18 protein-coding genes are annotated in these 17,626 nt (G+C 72.0%); 13 read left to right on the forward strand and 5 right to left on the reverse strand.

Annotation, left to right across the window (positions count from 1 at the left end; genetic code table 11):
- The first annotated feature begins 50 nt into the window (after positions 1 to 50).
- The 4 genes from ACSP97_RS23490 to ACSP97_RS23505 all read left to right on the forward strand — a co-directional run bounded on the left by ACSP97_RS23490 (position 51) and on the right by ACSP97_RS23505 (position 1,589).
- Positions 51 to 374, forward strand: a complete 324-nt coding sequence (locus ACSP97_RS23490) for a hypothetical protein (RefSeq protein WP_355526137.1) — start codon at positions 51 to 53, stop codon at positions 372 to 374.
- 171 nt (positions 375 to 545) lie between these two features.
- On the forward strand, positions 546 to 914 hold the full coding sequence (locus ACSP97_RS23495; protein ID WP_070026864.1) for a WhiB family transcriptional regulator: 369 nt from the start codon (positions 546 to 548) through the stop codon (positions 912 to 914).
- Positions 911 to 1,234, forward strand: coding sequence for a hypothetical protein (locus ACSP97_RS23500; RefSeq protein ID WP_355150319.1), 324 nt, complete (start codon positions 911 to 913; stop codon positions 1,232 to 1,234). The genes ACSP97_RS23495 and ACSP97_RS23500 overlap by 4 nt, the downstream gene beginning before the upstream one ends.
- Positions 1,235 to 1,376: 142 nt before the next feature.
- Positions 1,377 to 1,589, forward strand: a complete 213-nt coding sequence (locus tag ACSP97_RS23505) for a hypothetical protein (protein ID WP_358274141.1) — start codon at positions 1,377 to 1,379, stop codon at positions 1,587 to 1,589.
- A gap of 45 nt (positions 1,590 to 1,634) precedes the next feature.
- Here ACSP97_RS23505 and ACSP97_RS23510 read toward each other — a convergent pair whose 3' ends face one another.
- Both ACSP97_RS23510 and ACSP97_RS23515 read right to left on the reverse strand, forming a co-directional pair.
- On the reverse strand, positions 1,635 to 3,017 hold the full coding sequence (locus tag ACSP97_RS23510; protein ID WP_355150323.1) for an ABC1 kinase family protein: 1,383 nt from the start codon (positions 3,015 to 3,017) through the stop codon (positions 1,635 to 1,637).
- A complete protein-coding gene (locus ACSP97_RS23515; RefSeq protein WP_440554129.1) occupies positions 3,010 to 4,236 on the reverse strand; it encodes a TOMM precursor leader peptide-binding protein in 1,227 nt (408 codons plus the stop codon). Before ACSP97_RS23515 ends, ACSP97_RS23510 begins: the two co-directional genes overlap by 8 nt.
- Before the next feature lie 334 nt (positions 4,237 to 4,570).
- Here ACSP97_RS23515 and ACSP97_RS23520 point away from each other — a divergent pair, with 334 nt between their 5' ends.
- The 4 genes from ACSP97_RS23520 to ACSP97_RS23535 all read left to right on the forward strand — a co-directional run bounded on the left by ACSP97_RS23520 (position 4,571) and on the right by ACSP97_RS23535 (position 8,554).
- Positions 4,571 to 5,140 carry a M48 metallopeptidase family protein gene (locus ACSP97_RS23520; protein WP_355150327.1) on the forward strand — a complete coding sequence of 190 codons (570 nt, stop codon included), beginning with the start codon at positions 4,571 to 4,573 and terminating at the stop codon, positions 5,138 to 5,140.
- Between the two features lie 204 nt (positions 5,141 to 5,344).
- Positions 5,345 to 7,090 carry a TerD family protein gene (locus ACSP97_RS23525; protein WP_440554131.1) on the forward strand — a complete coding sequence of 582 codons (1,746 nt, stop codon included), beginning with the start codon at positions 5,345 to 5,347 and terminating at the stop codon, positions 7,088 to 7,090.
- A gap of 11 nt (positions 7,091 to 7,101) precedes the next feature.
- On the forward strand, positions 7,102 to 7,782 hold the full coding sequence (locus ACSP97_RS23530) for an AIM24 family protein (RefSeq protein ID WP_070026854.1): 681 nt from the start codon (positions 7,102 to 7,104) through the stop codon (positions 7,780 to 7,782).
- Between the two features lie 19 nt (positions 7,783 to 7,801).
- Positions 7,802 to 8,554, forward strand: a complete 753-nt coding sequence (locus ACSP97_RS23535) for an AIM24 family protein (RefSeq protein WP_355150331.1) — start codon at positions 7,802 to 7,804, stop codon at positions 8,552 to 8,554.
- Positions 8,555 to 8,606: 52 nt separating this feature from the next.
- On the opposite strand, the gene ACSP97_RS23540 is transcribed toward ACSP97_RS23535, so the two are convergent.
- Both ACSP97_RS23540 and ACSP97_RS23545 read right to left on the reverse strand, forming a co-directional pair.
- Positions 8,607 to 9,128, reverse strand: coding sequence for an NUDIX hydrolase (locus ACSP97_RS23540; RefSeq protein ID WP_355150333.1), 522 nt, complete (start codon positions 9,126 to 9,128; stop codon positions 8,607 to 8,609).
- Positions 9,125 to 10,570: a zinc-dependent metalloprotease gene (locus ACSP97_RS23545; RefSeq protein ID WP_355150335.1), complete on the reverse strand. Its 1,446-nt coding sequence runs from the start codon at positions 10,568 to 10,570 to the stop codon at positions 9,125 to 9,127. The genes ACSP97_RS23540 and ACSP97_RS23545 overlap by 4 nt, the downstream gene beginning before the upstream one ends.
- Before the next feature lie 191 nt (positions 10,571 to 10,761).
- Here ACSP97_RS23545 and ACSP97_RS23550 point away from each other — a divergent pair, with 191 nt between their 5' ends.
- From ACSP97_RS23550 to ACSP97_RS23565, 4 genes are all read left to right on the forward strand, one after another.
- The gene (locus tag ACSP97_RS23550) at positions 10,762 to 11,886 is read left to right on the forward strand and encodes an SDR family oxidoreductase (RefSeq protein ID WP_355326191.1); all 1,125 of its coding nucleotides are present in this window, start codon (positions 10,762 to 10,764) and stop codon (positions 11,884 to 11,886) included.
- Positions 11,887 to 12,000: 114 nt separating this feature from the next.
- Positions 12,001 to 12,462, forward strand: a complete 462-nt coding sequence (locus ACSP97_RS23555; protein WP_355150339.1) for a molybdenum cofactor biosynthesis protein MoaE — start codon at positions 12,001 to 12,003, stop codon at positions 12,460 to 12,462.
- A gap of 186 nt (positions 12,463 to 12,648) precedes the next feature.
- Positions 12,649 to 12,789, forward strand: coding sequence for a hypothetical protein (locus tag ACSP97_RS23560; protein ID WP_355150545.1), 141 nt, complete (start codon positions 12,649 to 12,651; stop codon positions 12,787 to 12,789).
- A gap of 50 nt (positions 12,790 to 12,839) precedes the next feature.
- Positions 12,840 to 13,937, forward strand: coding sequence for a YlbL family protein (locus tag ACSP97_RS23565; protein WP_355150341.1), 1,098 nt, complete (start codon positions 12,840 to 12,842; stop codon positions 13,935 to 13,937).
- Between the two features lie 81 nt (positions 13,938 to 14,018).
- On the opposite strand, the gene ACSP97_RS23570 is transcribed toward ACSP97_RS23565, so the two are convergent.
- Complete coding sequence (locus tag ACSP97_RS23570; RefSeq protein ID WP_440554135.1) at positions 14,019 to 14,561, reverse strand: PPA1309 family protein; 543 nt, start codon at positions 14,559 to 14,561, stop codon at positions 14,019 to 14,021.
- Positions 14,562 to 14,725: 164 nt separating this feature from the next.
- Here ACSP97_RS23570 and ACSP97_RS23575 point away from each other — a divergent pair, with 164 nt between their 5' ends.
- Positions 14,726 to 17,620: a UPF0182 family membrane protein gene (locus ACSP97_RS23575; protein WP_440558473.1), complete on the forward strand. Its 2,895-nt coding sequence runs from the start codon at positions 14,726 to 14,728 to the stop codon at positions 17,618 to 17,620.
- The last annotated feature ends 6 nt before the right edge of the window (positions 17,621 to 17,626 follow it).

Here is a 17,626-nt window from a genome sequence, read left to right on the forward strand (position 1 = left end):
GAAACGGACTGGTTCACCAGTCCCTGAGACGCCGAGAGGAGGCGAGTCCGGTGATCAGCATCAACTTCAGCACCAACGGCACGGCCAAACTGACCGATCGCTCGACCGTCTCCCTGTGCATCCTCGGCGCCTCCCACCAGGGCACCGGTCTGTCCGGCATTCGTGCCGTCCGTCCGGCCTCCGCCCTGGCTCTCGCGGGCCTCCCTGCCCGTGATGAGCGCAATGAGCGACCGACCAAGGCACTGGAAGCGGTAGTGGCACAGGCAGGCGCCTATGCCTTTGCAGCGGCCGGTGCCGGATTCCGGAAGCAGACGACGCAGCACCACCAGATGTGGGCCTTCCGTGGGCCAAAACCCTGGAGCTATCCAGCCTGACCTGATCAGGCCGGCGCCTTCAGGGCCGCGGAACCCCATCCGGGATCCGCGGCCCTTCAGTTTTTCCCGAACGGGGAGGACACCGCGAAGGGGCCTCGGGACAAGAAAAGAACCCGGTACCAGCCGCCACCCGGTCAACCGGCCGGAACGACCAGACGAGGAAGACCAACCGTGCAACTCGAAGCGCACGCCCCGTCCGTACCGCCTTCGCAAACGATCCCCCCGCCCGGCCTCACGGAGGACCCCGCCTTGATCCCGCTCACCGCGCTCACCGCGCTCGACGACGCCATCGAGAACCTCGGCGTGCCCGTTCCGTGCCGCTCCTACGACCCGGAGGTCTTCTTCGCCGAGTCGCCCGCGGACGTGGAGTACGCCAAGTCCCTGTGCCGCACCTGCCCGCTGATCGAGGCCTGCCTCGCCGGGGCCAAGGAGCGGCGCGAGCCCTGGGGCGTCTGGGGTGGCGAGCTGTTCGTGCAGGGTGTCGTCGTCGCCCGGAAGCGGCCGCGTGGCCGCCCGCGGAAGAACCCGGTCACGGCATGAACACCACAGGAACAATCGACCGTCCCCTCACGCACGACCCCAAGAAGCAGGCCCCGATGAAGCCGTCCGCCAGCGAGCCCGCAGGCTCCGCGACCACAGATTCCCGCACCACCGGCGCCACCGAAGCGCGCCAGAACAGGACCCGAGAGATGCAACTCATGCAAGAAGCCCTGGCACGTGCGCATATGCACGACCGGTTGCATGACGCCCGCCGGGAGCGCCAGGCCACGCGCCTGGCCGTCGCCCAGCGGATGCAGCGCCGGGCGGAGCGCGCCTCGCTGCGCGCCCGCCGGGCGCTCGCCATGGCGGTCATGCAGTAAGAGCCACACCTGAACAGCGGTGGCCTCCCGGCGCGGACCGGGGGGCCGAGACGCTCCCCGCGGGGGCCGGTCCGGCCGAACGGACCGGCCCCCGCGGTGCGTTCTGCGCGCCGCCGGACGCTCACGGAGTTATCGTCACCGGGTGACGAGTCTTCCCCCAGGAAGCGATCAGGGCGGCTCCCCGGAGCGCCCGGCACCCCTGCTGTGCGCACGCTGCGGCATCCCCGCCCCCGGCCCCCACCCGGTCACCTGGACCTGCTCCGTGGAGAACGGCACCCCGGTCCACTTCTGCGACACCTGCTCCCGTGAGAACCTCCGCTCCATCGAGGGCCGGCTGGACTCGGCGTGGTGGTGACCACCACCCCCGGGGCCGCTCCGGCCGCCTCGGGGCGTCCCGGGATCAGGCCTGCGCCGCCGACTCCTCCTCGGTCGGGTCGTCCTCCGGAAGGTCGTCGAGGGCGAAGCCGGGGAGCCAGGCTTCGAGCTCGTCGCGCAGCCGGACCGTGGCGCCCAGCTGGCACAGCACGCCGATGGTGCTCAGGGTCACCCGGTGGATCAGGAGGTACGCCGGGGGCAGGTTGAGCCGCTTGCCTAGCTGGTAGGCGGGTGAGCGCGGGTCGGCGATGCGGGCGGCCTGGCCGCGCATCCAGGAGCGGGTGAAGGTGAACGCGTCGACACGGGCCGGCTCGATGATCGGCAGCAGATAGTCGAGGACCGCGTCCGGATCGAGCTCTATCGACTCCTTGACGAAGCCCTCCTCGCAGAGCAGTTCGTAGACCGTCTCGGCGTCGCCGTCCAGCGTCAGCCGCAGGGAGATCCCGATCGGGGTCGGCAGCCCCCCGGGCAGCCGGTCGACGGTGCCGAAGTCCAGGACCCCGAGGCGCCAGTCGTCCTCGCCGTCCGGGCCGCCGGGCAGCAGCCGGAAGTTGCCCGGATGCGGGTCCGCGTGCAGCAGCCCGGTGCGGGCCGGGCCCGAGAACAGGAAGCGGGCGAGCAGCTGGCCGGCCCGGTCCCGCTGCTCCGGGGTGCCGTCGGCGATGATCTCGGACAGCGGGACGCCGTCCATCCACTCCGTGACCAGCACCTGGTCGCACTGGTGCACCACGGCCGGGACCACCACGTCCGGGTCGCCCGCGAACTCCTCCGCGTGGGCCGTCTGGGCCGCGGCCTCCAGCCCGTAGTCCAGCTCCTCGGAGACCCGGTCCCGCAACTCGGCGATCAGCGGCTTTATGTCCATGCCCGGGATGAGCGGCCCCAACAACCGGGCGAACCGGCCCAGTTGGCCGAGGTCGGACAACAGTGCCTCGCCCGCGCCCGGGTACTGCACCTTGACCGCCACCTCGCGGCCGTCGTGCCACACCGCCCGGTGCACCTGGCCGATCGAGGCCGCGGCCGCCGGCTTGTCCTCGAACTCCTCGAACAGCTCGCGCCAGTCCGGGCCCAGCCGCTCCTCCAGCACCGCGTGCACCGTGCGGGTCGGCATCGGCGGGGCCGCCTCCTGGAGCTTGGTCAGGGCCGCCCGATAGGGGCCGGCGACCTCCTCGGGCAGCGCCGACTCGAAGACGGACAGGGCCTGCCCGAACTTCATGGCCCCGCCCTTCAGCTCCCCGAGCACCTTGAAGAGCTGCTCCGCCGTGCGCTGCTGCAGCTCCCGGCCGACGATCTCCGCGGACTCGCCCACGATCCGCTTGCCCAGGCCCCAGGTCGCCCGGCCGGCGAAGCCGAGCGGGAGCGCGGCGAGCTTGGCGGTACGGGTGACCGCCTTGCGGGGAAGATCAGACATGCGCCCTCCAAGTCCCTGTCGGCCGTGCCGCGCCCGCTTCGCGTGCCCGCTCCGTCGACGGCCGTTGCACCGCCATTGTCGCGCGTGCGGGCCCGCCGGTCGGTGTGTGTTCCGCCTCTGCTTTCTTACCGGCCCGCCGCGCGGCCCCGCAGCCGCAGGCCGGATGCGGCCACAGAGGGCGTGCGTGCCAGGTCAGACCGGGCAGGGACGCCTCCCAGCGGGCGCCCGGGCCGGACGGCGACACACCGTCGAGGAAGGCCAGGGCGTGGGCCGCGGCCAGCCCGGCGACCGTCGTGGCGAGAGCCAGGTCACAGGCCCCGGGGTGGCGGGAGCCGCCGGAGCGCCACTGGGCGAGCAGCCGGGGCCAGGCCGGGTCCCGGTCCGTGCGGCTCTCGTGCAGACAGCCGGCACAGGCCGTCTCGCCGGGCAGCACCAGTGGGCCGACCACGCCCGTGCCCTCCACCACACCGGCGTACAGATGCGGGGTGCCCGAGGCGAGCAGCGGCTCGGCGGCGCGCGGATCCGGGGCGTGCACGGCCACCTCGTCCCGCGGCGCGAGGATCACCAGGGACAGACCGGGCTCCTCGGCCCCGGAACCGGGGGAGTGGGCGCGGCGGGGCGGGCGGTCCGGGGCGGCCCGGCGGACGGCGGCCGCCGCGGCCGTCCGGCGGGGCCGGCCGACCGACTCGGCGGGCAGCCCGCCGGGTGCCACGTCCTCCGGCCGCACCCGGCCCTCGTCGAGCACCTCCACCTCGCCGACGCCCGCGCCCGCGAGCACCGCCGCCAGCACCGCCCCGACCCGGCCCGCGCCCCGCACCCGGACCCGCAGCGCGCGCCGGGCGGCGAGCCGGGCGAGCGCGCCGCCCGGCTCGGGCGTGGTCAAGGAGAGCGAGGCCAGATCGGGGCGCAGCCGCCGCAGCACCTCCGGCTTGCCGCGCAGCGCGTCCGCGGCCGGCCCGCCGCCGCGCGCGTCGTCGACGAGGCCCGCGCGGGCCAGCCGGTCCACCAGCGCGTCGACGTGGCCGTCCGGCAGGTCGAGGCGGCGGGCCTCCGCGCGCAGCAGCGGCAGCCCCCGGGTGCCGTTGAGCAGGTCGAGGAGACCGCCCGTGGCGGCGTCCATCGGGCCGAGCGTCAGCGCGTGCGCGGCGGTCATCCCGAACTGCACCGTGCCGAGGTCCCGCCAGCCGCGCCGCAGCGCGGGTTTTACCATCGGATGCATGCCCGGCCCCCGTCTCCCGTGTCCGTGTATCTGGGTATCCGTCGAGACTCCGGCGGAATTGGTCGTGTTCCGCCGACACCTGCCAGCATGCACGCCCGGCCCGCGCGGCGCGGAAAGTTATCCACAGGCGAGGGAGTTCTTCATATGAACCGGCAGGGGTGGTGGCAACTCGCGGGAGTGTCAGCAGGGATGGAAGGGGTGAAGTTCGCGAAACTCTAGAAAAGGTGCAAATCGGATACTTGGATCGTCACGCAAATCAAACCCGCGGTGGGGATCCGCACCGAACCGTCCGGGAGCCGGGACTTCGCCGGGGCCCAGCGGGTAACGTCGGGGCGTGCCCGCCGACCCACTGCACCGCGCCGGAAAGACACAGCGCGGCACGACGAGCGCGATCGAGGTCCGCAGAAGCGCCCGGCGCCGCCGGACGGTCTCCGCGTACCGCGAGGGCGATCGCACTGTCGTGCTGATCCCCGCCCGGATGTCGAAGGCGGAGGAACAACGCTGGGTGACCGTCATGCTCGACAAACTCGCCGCCCAGGAGAGCCGGCGGGTCCTCGGTGACAGCGCGCTGACCGAGCGCGCCGAACGGCTGTCGGCCCAGTTCTTCGACGGCCGCGCCCGCCCGGCCTCCGTGCGCTGGGTCACCAACCAGAACACCCGCTGGGGTTCGTGCACCCCCGCCGAGGGCAGCATCCGCCTCTCGCACCGGCTCCAGGGCATGCCCGAGTACGTCATCGACTACGTGCTCTGCCACGAGCTGGCGCACCTTCTGGTCCCCGGTCACGGAGCCGACTTCTGGCGGCTGCTGGAGGCATACCCGCGCACCGAACGCGCCCGCGGCTATCTCGAAGGGGTGGTCGCCGCCGCACGGCTGCCGCACGCTCCCGGCGCGCGCGACGAGTGACGGACCCGCGGTGGACGGCCGCCGCCCGAGACCGGTCCGGGTGACCGCTCCCTCCGACCGGTCCCTCCGCCGGTTCCGTGTGCGCGGTCGGGCCCGGTTGTGTACCGGGTCTGTACCGACGGGGACCGGCGGGGGTGGTTGTCGGTCACAGCCGTTAGCCTGGCGCGACGCACTCACCATCGGGATGGGGGACGGTCGTATCGCATGGCCAGGGACTTCCAACGCGGCCACAAGGCCAGGATCAGTGACCTCACCGCGGGCACCGATCTGTACGTAGGCGTGCAGATCGCCGGCCCCGGACTGACCTTCGACATCAGCTGTTTCGGGCTGGACGCCGACGAACGGCTTTCGGACGACCGGTACTTCATCTTCTTCAACCAGCCGAAGTCGCCGGAGGAGTCCCTCCAACTGCTCGGCGCCCAGGCGGGCGACACGGAGTCGTTCCGGGTCACCCTCGACCGCGTCCCGGCGCACATCCGCAAGCTGTCCTTCACGGCGACCATCGACGGCGCCGGACAGATGTCGCAGATCGGCCCCGGCTACCTGCGGATCGTCGCGGGCGGCGAGGAGGTCGCCCGCTACTCCTTCAACGGTGCGGAGTTCTCCACCGAGCGCGCCGTCATGCTCGGTGACTTCTACTTCAAGGACGGCTGGCGGTTCGCCGCGGTCGGGCAGGGCTTCGACGGCGGTCTGGAGGCGCTGCTGCGGAACTTCGGCGGCGAGGTGCTGGAGGAGGAGGCGCCCGACGCGCCGCCGGAGCAGCCGCGGTCCGGCGCCGCCCCCGGCTTCGCCCCGCCCCCCTTCGCCCCGCCGGCCGAGGCCGCCGCCCCGCCCGCCTTCACCGCCCCCGGCCCGCAGTCCGCCCCCGCGCCCGTCCCGCCCCCCGCCCCGGGCCCGCAGCCGGTCGCCGCCCCGGGCCCGCAGTCCGGCGCCCACGACTTCACCCCACCGGGCGGTACCCCTCCGCAGGGCTTCACCCCGCCCGGCCAGACCCCGCCCCCGGCCGCGCCGGACGTGCACGGCGCGCCGACGGTCATCGCCCCCCTGACCCCGCCCGGCGGGGCGGTCCCGCCGCCCGCTCCCGCTCCGGCCCCCGCGCCCCACGGCCGGCCGCCGCAGCAGCCGTCGTACGACGCCCAGTCGCCGCAGCCGCCCCACGCGGGTGCGCCCGGCGCGCCGATGCCCCCGGGCTACGGCGGTCAGCCCGGTGCGCCCATGCCCCCGGGCTACGGCCAGGTCCCCGGCCAGGCCGCCGCCTACGGTGTGCCCCAGGGCGCCCCGCAGGGCGGCGCCGGAGTGGGGGCCGCGCTGCGGAAGTTCAAGGAGACGCCCACCGGGCAGCGCTGGACCCTCCAGAACAAGAAGCTCATGCGGGTCGACCTCGGTGCCGGCGGGCAGCCGGTGCTGGCCAAGCAGGGCAGCATGGTGCTGTACCAGGGCAAGGTCGACTTCGGTTACAAGGGCGCCGGTTTCGCCGGACGGATCGTCGGTAACGCCACCGGCCAGGAGATGCAGCTGATGCGCTGCACCGGCCAGGGCCAGGTGTTCCTCGCCGACAACGCCACCAACCTGCACCCTGTCGAACTCCAGGGCGACGCGATCTGTGTCTCCGCCGAGAACGTGCTCGCCTTCGACGAGAGCCTCCAGTACGAGGTCCGCCGCATCGAGGGCCACGGCATCCCCGGCGGCGCGCTGTTCACCATGCAGTTCCAGGGCACCGGCACCATCGTCGTCAAGACGCACGGCACCCCCGTGGTGCTGCCGGTCACCCCGACCACCTTCGCCGACTGCAACGCGGTGGTGGCCTGGTCGGCGGCCTCCCAGGTGATCGTCTCCAGCCAGGTCCGCATGCGCCGCAACGCCTACCCCGGCGACACCGGCGAAAGCGTCAACCTCCAGTTCCGGGGCGCGCCCGGCAACTTCATCGTCGTCCAGCCGTACGAGGTCTGAGGGAGCCCGTCATGAACCAGCCGCTCGCGGGCTTCGCTCCCGCACCCGTCACCGCCCGCATGGAGAACCACGGCGACCACATGCTCAAGGTCGCCATGCAGACCGGCAACGACCTCTTCGCGCGCGTCGGCTCGATGGTCGCCTACGAGGGCTTCGTCCAGTACGAGCCCAACCCGCCGGCCGTGCGCCAGATCGCCCGCGACTGGATCACCGGCGAGGGCGCCCCGCTGATGAAGTGCTCCGGGGACGGACTGCTCTACCTCGCCGACTACGGCGCCAACGTCGTGGTGATCAACCTCGACGGCGACGGCATCTCCGTCAACGCCACCAACCTGCTCGCCTTCGACGCCCACCTCAGCTGGGGCGTGGAGCGGGTCAAGGGGCTGGCCAAGTTCGCCGGGCAGGGCCTGTGGAACACGCGGATCACCGGCCAGGGCTGGGTCGCGCTGACCTCTCGGGGCACCCCGATCGTCGTCGACTGCGGCGGCGGCGAGGACGAGACCTACGTCGACCCGGACGCGCTCGTCGCCTGGTCGCCGAACCTGAAGGTCAAGGGCAAGCGCAGCTTCAAGGCGCAGTCGCTGATCGGCCGGGGCAGCGGCGAGGCCTACCAGATGGCCTTCTCCGGACAGGGCATCGTCGTCGTCCAGCCCAGTGAGGACAGCACCGACCGCCTGCGGTTCCGGGGCTGAGGGGGAGTCAGAACACGCCATGCAGAGCCCGATTTTCGCGTACAACGACAACCAGACGCAGGAGCGCTGGAGCCTGCAGAACCCGCAGCTGCTCCGGGTCGTCATGGAGGGCAACGACGACGTCCTGGCCCGCAAGGGCACCATGGTCGCCTACCAGGGCCTGGTCGAGTTCGACGCCGAGTACCGCAGCGGCAGCCAGCGGCGCGCGCGAGCACACACCGGCGAGGGCCTGGACCTGATGCGCTGTCACGGACAGGGCACCGTCTACCTGGCCAACCTCGCCCAGCACGTGCACATCATGGACGTCGAGCCGGAGGGGCTGACCGTCGACAGCTCCTACGTCCTCGCCATGGACTCCTCGCTGCACCACGAGGTCATCGCCGTCGACAGCCTCTACGGCATCTCCGGCTCCGGGAAGTACCAGCTGAACATCACCGGGCGCGGCCGGGTCGCCCTGATGACCTCCGGCGCCCCGCTGCTGATGCGGGTCACCCCGGACCGGTACGTCAACTGCGACGCCGACGCGATCGTGGCCTGGTCGACCGGGCTGCGGGTGCAGATGCAGGCCCAGACGCACTCCTCCGGGGTGTGGCGGCGGCGCGGCAACACCGGGGAGGGCTGGGAGCTGAGCTTCATGGGCTCCGGGTTCGCCCTGGTGCAGCCCAGCGAGCTGCTGCCACCGCAGAACGCGCAGATCCAGGGCATCGCCGGCCAGTGGGGGATGGGCCAGCAGGGCGCGCGCGGCCAGAACCGCGGCAACGTCTGGAGCTGACCGGATGAGCGCGTGAGGGGGCGACCGCCGTCGCGGTCGCCCCCTCACCCGTTCACAGCCGCGCGCGGGTCGCCTCCAGCAGCTGGGCGACCGAGCCGTCGGCCACGCCCGCGACCTCGTCGTACGCGAACCAGCGCAGGTCGAGGGACTCGTCGCTGATCGCCTCGACGGCGCCGGGCGGGGCGAGCGCCGCGTACTGGACGTCGTAGTGCGTGTGGCACGGCGGCGGGATGGGGTGCCGGTCCAGGCGCACCGGGCCGCCGGGCAGCAGGGTCAGCCCGGCCATGCCGGACTCCTCGGTCGCCTCGCGCAGCGCGGCCGCCGCCAGGGTGGCGTCGCCCGGCTCGCAGTGGCCGCCCATCTGGAGCCACATCCGCAGCTTCCGGTGCAGGGTGAGCAGCACCCGGCCGCGCTCGGGGTCGATCACCAGGGCGCTCGCCGTCACATGGCCCGAGTGGCAGGCCTTCCAGATGCCGTCCGGGTGCGCCGCCAGGTGGTCCAGGTAGGACTGGCGCAGCTCGTCCTGGCCCTCGTGCCCCTTCAGCACGAGGACCGCGTCGTCGTACAGGCTCACTCGGTGTCGTCGCCCTTGGAGTCGCCGGCCTCGCCGTCGTCGGTCTTCTTGTGCAGGTCGGGCTTGTCCGCCGCCTCGCCGAGGATCTTGTCCAGCTCGGAGAAGTCCAGCTGCTCGCGGTGGACGAAGCCGTCCGGGTCGTCCAGGTCGGTCGCGGTCGGCAGCATGTCCGGGTGGTGCCACAGGGCGTCCCGGCCGTCGGTGCCGCGCGCGTCCGCGAGCGAGGCCCACAGGCGCGAGGCGTCCCGCAGCCGGCGCGGGCGCAGCTCCAGGCCGATCAGCGTGGCGAACGTCTGCTCCGCCGGGCCGCCGGTCGCCCGGCGGCGGCGCAGCGTCTCGCGCAGCGCGTCGGCGGACGACAGACGCGGTTTCGCGGCCGCGTGGACCACCGCGTCCACCCAGCCCTCCACGAGCGCCAGGGCGGTCTCCAGCCGGGCCAGGGCGGCCTTCTGCTCGGGCGTGTCCTCGGGCTGGAACATGCCCTGCTGGAGCGCGTCCTGCAGCTGCTCGGGGTTCTGCGGGTCGAACTGGCCGACCACGTCCTCCAGCTTCGCGGTGTCGACCTTGATGCCGCGCGCGTAGCCGTCGACCGCGCCGAACAGGTGCGAGCGCAGCCACGGCACGTGCGCGAACAGGCGCTGGTGGGCGGCCTCGCGCAGGGCCAGGTAGAGCCGCACCTCCTCCAGGGGCACGCTGAGGTCCTTGCCGAACGCCTCCACATTGGCCGGCAGCAGCGCGGCCTTGCGGGCCGGGCCGAGCGGCAGGCCGATGTCGGTGGAGCCGACGACCTCGCCCGCGAGCACGCCGACGGCCTGCCCGATCTGCGTGCCGAACATGGCGCCGCCCATGGAGCGCATCATGCCGATCAGCGGGCCCGCCATGGCCTGCATCTCCTCGGGCAGCACATCGCCCATGGCCGCGCCGACCCGCTCGGCGACCGGGTCGACCAGCTCCTGCCAGGCGGGCAGGGTCGCCTCGACCCACTCCGCGCGCGACCAGGCGACCGCGGAGGCGGAGCCGGACGGCAGGGACGTCACGTCGTCCAGCCACAGGTCGGCCAGGCGTACGGCGTCCTCGACCGCCTTGCGCTCGGCGGGGCCCACGCTGGCGTCCTTGGTGCCGTCCGCGGTGCCCTGGGCGACCGTCTGGCGGGCGATCTGCTTGGCCATGTCCCAGTTCACCGGGCCGCCCTCGTAGGAGAGCATCTGGCCCAGCTGCTGGAACGCGGCACCGAGATCGGTGGGGTTCAGCGAGCCGAACATGGCTGCGAGCGGATTGTCGGCGCCGGGGCCGCCAAAGCCACCGGCTCCGGGCATGCCGCCGAAACCGAACGGATTGGCCGGTCCCTGCCCACCACCGCTCTGCTGGTCCTTCTTCTTGCCCTCGTCGCCGTCCTCCGGCTCCTCCGGCGGAAGGCCGAAACCGAATGGGGTGTCACTCACGGGATTCCTCGGCTGGTAAGGCCACCGGTCTTCTCCGGCGGCGCGGCTGCCCGACAACACCACCCAGCGTAGACACCCGGACCCGATCGGGCCTCGGTGCTTCGCCCGCGGAAGGCCTGCGGCAGGATGGATGCACCTCGTACGCGCGCGTCACTCACGCCCGTACAGAAGACAACCGCTGGAGATGCCGGGTGAGTTCCCCAGATCCGCAGGTTCGCGCAGCGCGAAACCAGTCAGCCCCGTCCGCCGGGCACACCCCCGCCGTGCGCGGGCCCGTCGTCGCGGTCACGGGCGCCGCGACCGGCGTGGGCGCCCTGCTCACCGCGCGGCTCGCCGCGTCGGAGGAGGTCAGGCGGGTCGTCGCGATCGACGAGCGGCGGGGGGAGTGCGCCGAGGCGCAGTGGCATGTCCTGGACGTGCGCGATCCGGCCATCGCGGACAAGCTGCGCGGCGCCGACGTGGTCGTCCACCTCGCCCTGGACCTGGACCTGGGCAGCGACCCGGCCGCGCGGACCGCTTACAACGTCCGGGGGACGCAGACCGTGCTCACCGCCGCCGCGGCGGCCGGGGTGCACCGGGTGGTGCTGTGCACCTCCGCCATGGTCTACGGCGCCCTGCCGGACAACGAGCTGCCCCTGTCCGAGGACGCCGAGCTGCGGGCGACCGCCGAGGCCACCGGCGTCGGCGACCTGCTGGAGATCGAGCGCCTGGCGCGGCGCGCGCCCCGGGCGCACCCCGGTCTGAACGTCACCGTGGTGCGGCCCGCCCTGCTCGTCGGCGGCACGGACACCGCGCTGACCCGGTACTTCGAGTCCCCGCGGCTGCTGGTCGTGGCCGGCTCGCGGCCCGCGTGGCAGTTCTGCCACGTCGAGGACCTGTGCGCCGCCCTGGAGTACGCGGTGCTGGAGAAGGTCGAGGGGGAGCTGGCCGTCGGCTGCGACGGCTGGCTGGAGCAGGAGGAGGTCGAGGAGCTCAGCGGCATCCGGCGGATGGAGCTGCCCTCGGCGGTCGCGCTCGGCGCCGCGGCCCGGCTGCACCGGATCGGGCTCACCCCGTCCCCGGCCGGTGACCTGGCCTACACGATGTACCCGTGGGTGGTCAGCGGGAGCCGGCTGCACGACGCCGGGTGGCGGCCGCGGTGGACCAACGAGGAGGTGCTCGCCGAGCTGCTGGAGGAGGTGGCCGGACGGCACACGGTCGCCGGCCGGCGACTGGGGCGCAAGGACGCGACGGCGGCGGGGGCCGCGGGCGCGACGGTGGCGCTGCTGGGCGCCGCGGCCGTGGTGCGGCGGGCCCGGAAGGCCCGGCGGCGCTGACGGTGCTCGCGGCGCCGCCGGCCGGGCCGCTGTAGGAGCGTCCAAAGCGGGCCGCACCCGTGCCGGGCGAACCTCGTATTCCTCGCTGTCACACCCGTGCGGCACGATGGGGGCATGGCTGAGACGAGTGGGCATTCCGGGGAGCGGGCCGCGGCGGATCCCATCAGGTTGATCGGGGTGCGGGAGACCGCGCTCTCGGTGGACGAGGTGTTCGGCGCCGTCGGGGACGCGGCGGCCGGCGGTATCGCGCTGTTCGTGGGCACGGTGCGCAATCACGACGGCGGTGCCGACGTGGACGCGCTCGGGTACTCCTGCCACCCCAGTGCCGAGTCCGAGATACGGCGGATCGCGGAGAAGGTCGCCGCCGACTATCCGGTGCGGGCGCTGGCCGCCGTGCACCGGGTCGGGGAGCTGGCGGTCGGGGACATCGCCGTGATCGTCGCCGTGGCGTGTCCGCACCGGGCGGAGGCATTCGACGCCTGCCGCAGACTGATCGACGACCTCAAGCACGAGGTGCCCATCTGGAAGCACCAGAAGTTCTCCGACGGGACCGAGGAGTGGGTCGGGGCCTGCTGACGCATCACCCGTCCGGCTCACCGGAGCGGGCCCGTCACCCCCGCCCACTGCTCTTTCCGGTTGCGTGACCGGCCCCCGCACGTGAGCGTTGTCGGTGCGGGCGGTTAATCTGCTGATCAGTCAGTTGCGGACGCTCAGCGTTGGGAGGTCGGCATGGGCGCGCTTGTCTGGCTGTTGATTCCGCTTGTGGCAGCGATCGGCGGCGGGCTGTGGGGCAGTTGGGCCAACCGGACGCGCAAGGTGCGCAGTGACGGTCCCGAGCTGGACGGGTACGCCCGGTTCCGCGAGGCGATGGAGAGGTCCCACTCGGGCGCGGGCGGCGCCTGACAGGGGTGCCCTGACAGTGCGCCGACAGGGGCGTCCCGTACTGTCGAGGCATGCCACGCCGCACCGCGACGATGCTCGCCTCGACCCTGATGCTGATCGCGCTCCTGTGCGCCGGGATGCTCATTCCCGCGCCGTACGCGGAGATGTCCCCCGGACCGACGGTGAACACGCTCGGGGAGCACCAGGGCGAGCCGGTGCTGCAGATCTCCGGGCGCAAGACGTATCCGACGGACGGCCATCTCAACATGACCACCGTGCGGGTGACCAGCGTGGACTTCCGGATGAACCTGGTGGAGGCCGTCTACGGCTGGCTGTCGCGCGACAGCAAGGTGGTGCCGCACGACACGCTCTACCCGAAGGGCACGACGGAGGAGCAGTCCTCCCAGCAGAACGCGGAGGAGTTCAGCCAGTCCCAGGAGAGCGCCAAGGTCGCCGCCCTGAAGCAGCTGAACGTCCCGGTGAAGTCCTGGGTGATCGTCTCCACCGTGGTCAAGGACTCCCCGGCCCAGGGCAGGCTGCACGCCGGCGACGTGATCAAGGCCGTCGACGGCGCCGCGGTCAAGCAGCCCTCCGACGTGGCCAAGCTGGTCACCAAGCACAAGCCGGGCCAGAAGGTCGTCTTCACCGTCGTGCCCGCCAAGGAGCAGGCCGCCGCAGAGAAGGCCCACCGGACGGCCACGGCGACCCAGGACGTCACGATCACCACGGCCGCCTCCGACGACAGCGGCCCCAAGCGGGCGATCGTCGGGATCTCGGCCGGGACCGACCACACCTTCCCGTTCAGCATCGACATCAAGCTCGCCGACGTCGGCGGCCCGAGCGCCGGTCTGATGTTCGCGCTCGGCATCTACGACAAGCTCACCCCGGGCAGCCTGACCGGCGGCAAGTTCGTGGCCGGCACCGGCACCATCGACGACAACGGCACGGTCGGCCCGATCGGCGGCGTCGACATGAAGACCCTCGGCGCGCGCGGCAAGGGCGCCCAGTACTTCCTGACGCCGGCCGACAACTGCGCGGAGGCCGCCGCGGACAAGCCGAGCGGGCTCACCCTGGTCAAGGTGAAGACGATCAAGGACGCGCTGGGCGCCCTCAAGGACATCCGCAGCGGGGACACCGCGGCGCTGCCGCTGTGCGGCGCCAAGGGCTGACCCGCGCGGACCCGGGCCCCGGCACGGCTGGGGGCGCCCGTTCGACCAGGGGCGCCCCCACCGCCGTACCGTGGAGCCGGATCAGTCGGCGAACGTCGCCGCCAGGGCATCCGCGAGACCGGGCACCAGGTCCGGGCCGGTCAGGACCTCCGTGGGGGAGTCCTTCTCGCGCAGCCGCAGCGCCGACTCGCGGCCGCCGTCGCGCAGCACCGCCACCGTCATCCGCACCTCCTGGCGCTCGGGGTGGTCGGCCACCCACTTGGCCAGCCCGGCCTCACCGAGGCCCTTCGGGACCTGTGCCTCGGCGGACGGCGGCAGCATCAGCCGCTCCACCGTGAGCGCGCAGCCGACCACCGCGTCCGGCCAGGCGATGGTGGCGAGGAACTCGTCGAGCGGCTTGCCGGACGGGATCTCGTCCTGCTCGATCGGGGTGAGACCGACGGTCTCGGACTCGTCCTCGAGGCCCAGCTGGGCCGCGAGCGCGGGTTCCTGGCTGCGCAGCCGGGCGGTGTCGACGAGGGCGAAGAGGCGAGCGGGCTGGTCCCAGCCGAGGCCGGAGACGTACTCGTCGATCTCGAGTACGGCCCGGGTGAGCGGGTTCGCTGCCATGGGAGTGTTGGACATGGGCACAATCCTGCCTGGTTCCCCACCCGAATCGGGAACCGAGCAGGGCCTGGGTAAGTTGCATAGGTGTCGGCCCGCGATCACGGGGGGCCACCAGGGGTCCGCGAGAACGGGGACCTGATGGATCGAGAGCGAACTTCGAGGGGCGCACCTTGGCTTTCCAGATGCCGGACCGCGGCCAAGGCCCCAGGGGGCCACGGACCGGAGCGGGCCGTCCGTCCCGGCGGGTCAGGGTCCTCATCCTGACCCTGGGCGTGCTCGCCGTCCTCGGCATGGCGTTCAGCATGTTCGCCGGCTTCTGGACGGACTGGCTGTGGTACCGGTCGGTGCACTACTCGTCCGTGTTCACCACCACACTGTGGACCAAGATCGGCCTGTTCTTCGTCTTCGGTCTGCTCACCGCCTTCGTGGTCGGCCTGAACATCTGGCTCGCGCACCGGCTGCGGCCCCCGCTGAGCGCCATGTCCATGGAGCAGCAGAACCTGGACCGCTACCGGATGGGTCTCGCGCCGTACAAGACCTGGCTGCTGGTCGCGATCAGCGCCCTGGTCGGGCTGATCGCGGGCGCCTCCGCCGCAGGCCAGTGGCGCACGTGGCTGATGTGGGTGAACGGGGTCCCCTTCCACCAGAAGGACCCCCAGTTCCACCTGGACATCTCCTTCTACGCCTTCGAACTGCCCTGGTACCGGTTCCTGCTGGCCTTCGGCTTCGCCGCCGTGATCCTGTGCCTGATCGCCGCCGCCTTCACCCACTACCTGTACGGCGGGCTGCGCCTCACCAGCCCCGGCGCGCGCGCCACCGCCGCCGCGACCGGGCACCTCTCGGTGCTGCTCGGCCTCTTCGTCGCCCTCAAGGCGGTCGCCTACTGGCTCGACCGGTACGGACTCGCGGTGAAGTCCAGCGGCTTCAAGGCCGGCGACTGGACCGGTCTGCGCTATGTCGACGCCAACGCCTACCTGCCGGCCAAGACGATCCTGTTCTGCATCGCCGTCATCTGCGCGCTGCTGTTCTTCGCGACCCTGTGGCGGCGCACCTGGCAGCTGTCCGTCATCGGCTTCGGCCTGATGGTGCTGTCGGCGGTCCTGATCGGCGGGCTGTACCCGGCGATCGTGCAGAAGTTCCAGGTCCAGCCCAACGAGCAGGCCAAGGAAGCCCCGTACGTCCAGAAGAACATCGCGGCGACCCGCAAGGCGTACGGCATCGACGACAGCCAGGTCGTCAAGTACGAGGGCAAGCCCGACACCAAGGACGACGCCAAGCTGCGCGCGGACGCGGACGACGCGGCGAGCATCCGGATCATGGACCCGAACATCGTCTCGCCGACATTCCAGCAGGCGCAGCAGGTGAAGGACTACTACGGCTTCCCGGCCAACCTGGACGTCGACCGGTACCCCACCAAGGACGGCAAGCTCCAGGACACCGTCATAGGCGTGCGCGAGCTGAACCTCAAGGGCAAGGGGATCAAGCACAACTGGATCAACGACCATTTCCGTTACACGCACGGCTACGGCGTGGTCGCCGCCAAGGGCACCGAGGCCGACGACGGCGAGCCCGTCTTCACCGAGTACAACCTGCCGCCCGAGGGCGACCTGGGCGGCTACCGGCCGCAGGTCTACTACGGCGAGAAGACCACCACCTACTCCATCGTCGGCGGTCCCCAGAAGGAGATCGACTACTCCACCGACGACCACGGCGAGAAGACCACCAGTTACACCGGCAAGAGCGGGGTCAACCTCGACAACCCGGTCAACCGGGCCGCGTACGCGGTGGCGTTCAACGAGCCGCAGATCCTCTACTCGGGCGCGATCGGCAAGGGTTCGCGGATCCTGTACAACCGCACGCCCAAGGAGCGGGTCGAGGCGGTCGCCCCCTGGCTGACCATCGACGGCGACGCCTACCCGGCCGTCGTCGACGGCCGCATACAGTGGATCGTCGACGCCTACACGACGTCGAACGGCTACCCGTACTCCTCCCGTACGACCCTCGGCGACACCACGGCCGACTCGCTGAGCACCGGCCGGGACGACCGCAGCGTGGTCGCCCAGCAGAACCAGGTCAACTACATCCGCAACTCGGTGAAGGCGACCGTCGACGCGTACACCGGCGAGGTCAGGCTCTACCAGTGGGACACCCAGGACCCGGTGCTGAAGACCTGGATGAAGGCGTTCCCCGGCACGGTGCGGCCGAAGAGCGCCATCTCGCCGCAGCTGCTGTCCCATCTGCGGTACCCGCAGGACCTGTTCAAGGTCCAGCGCGAGCTGCTCACCCGCTACCACGTGACGGACGCGCAGACCTTCCTCACCGGCAGCGAGGTCTGGCAGGTGCCGGCCGACCCGACCAACAAGTCGGGTGACGCGGTGCCGCCGTACTACCTGAGCATGAAGATGCCCGGCCAGAGCAAGCAGGCGTTCTCGCTGTCGACCACGTTCACGCCGGCCGGCCGGTACAGCCTCAGCGCCTTCATGTCGGTCGACTCCGAGGCGGACAGCGCCGATTACGGCAAGATCAGAATCCTGAAGCTGCCCACCAGCCAGACGGTCGACGGTCCCAAGCAGGTGCAGAGCCAGTTCAACTCCGAACAGGACATCGCCGCCGCCATCAAACTCCTCAAGGGCGGCGACTCGGAGGTGGAGTACGGCAACCTGCTGACCGTGCCGCTGGACGGCGGACTGCTCTATGTGGAGCCGGTCTACGTACGCGGCGGTGGACTCAAACTGCCGTTGCAGCGCAAGGTGTTGGTCACCTACGCGGGCAAGCCGCCGGCGTTCGAGAACACGTTGGGCGAGGCACTGGACAAGATCTTCGGCAAGCAGGGCGACACGACCGCGCCGCCGGACACCGGCGCCGCCGCCCCGCCCGCGTCCGGCGATCCGACGGTCCGGCAGGCCCTGGTCGACGCCCAGAAGGCCTTCGACGCGGGACAGAAGGCGCTGAAGCAGCCGGACGGCCCGGACTGGGCCGCCTACGCCAAGGCCCAGAAGGACCTCAAGTCCGCGCTGGAGCGGGCCGAGAAGGCGGAGCACCAGGCCACGGGCAAGAAGGGCGGGAACAAGGGCTGACCGAGG

The organism is Streptomyces sp. SCPE 10 (genome assembly GCF_051980735.1).
Lineage (GTDB): Bacteria > Actinomycetota > Actinomycetes > Streptomycetales > Streptomycetaceae > Streptomyces > Streptomyces misionensis.

Bases quoted from the DNA above. Each gene is read 5' to 3' on its own strand.
- ACSP97_RS23500 (WP_355150319.1), top strand. From the start codon at position 911: ATGAACACCACAGGAACAATCGACCGTCCCCTCACGCACGACCCCAAG.
- ACSP97_RS23510 (WP_355150323.1), bottom strand. From the start codon at position 3,017: ATGTCTGATCTTCCCCGCAAGGCGGTCACCCGTACCGCCAAGCTCGCC.
- ACSP97_RS23515 (WP_440554129.1), bottom strand. From the start codon at position 4,236: ATGCATCCGATGGTAAAACCCGCGCTGCGGCGCGGCTGGCGGGACCTC.
- ACSP97_RS23525 (WP_440554131.1), top strand. From the start codon at position 5,345: ATGGCCAGGGACTTCCAACGCGGCCACAAGGCCAGGATCAGTGACCTC.
- ACSP97_RS23530 (WP_070026854.1), top strand. From the start codon at position 7,102: ATGAACCAGCCGCTCGCGGGCTTCGCTCCCGCACCCGTCACCGCCCGC.
- ACSP97_RS23535 (WP_355150331.1), top strand. From the start codon at position 7,802: ATGCAGAGCCCGATTTTCGCGTACAACGACAACCAGACGCAGGAGCGC.
- ACSP97_RS23555 (WP_355150339.1), top strand. From the start codon at position 12,001: ATGGCTGAGACGAGTGGGCATTCCGGGGAGCGGGCCGCGGCGGATCCC.
- ACSP97_RS23565 (WP_355150341.1), top strand. From the start codon at position 12,840: ATGCCACGCCGCACCGCGACGATGCTCGCCTCGACCCTGATGCTGATC.
- ACSP97_RS23570 (WP_440554135.1), bottom strand. From the start codon at position 14,561: ATGTCCAACACTCCCATGGCAGCGAACCCGCTCACCCGGGCCGTACTC.
- ACSP97_RS23575 (WP_440558473.1), top strand. From the start codon at position 14,726: ATGCCGGACCGCGGCCAAGGCCCCAGGGGGCCACGGACCGGAGCGGGC.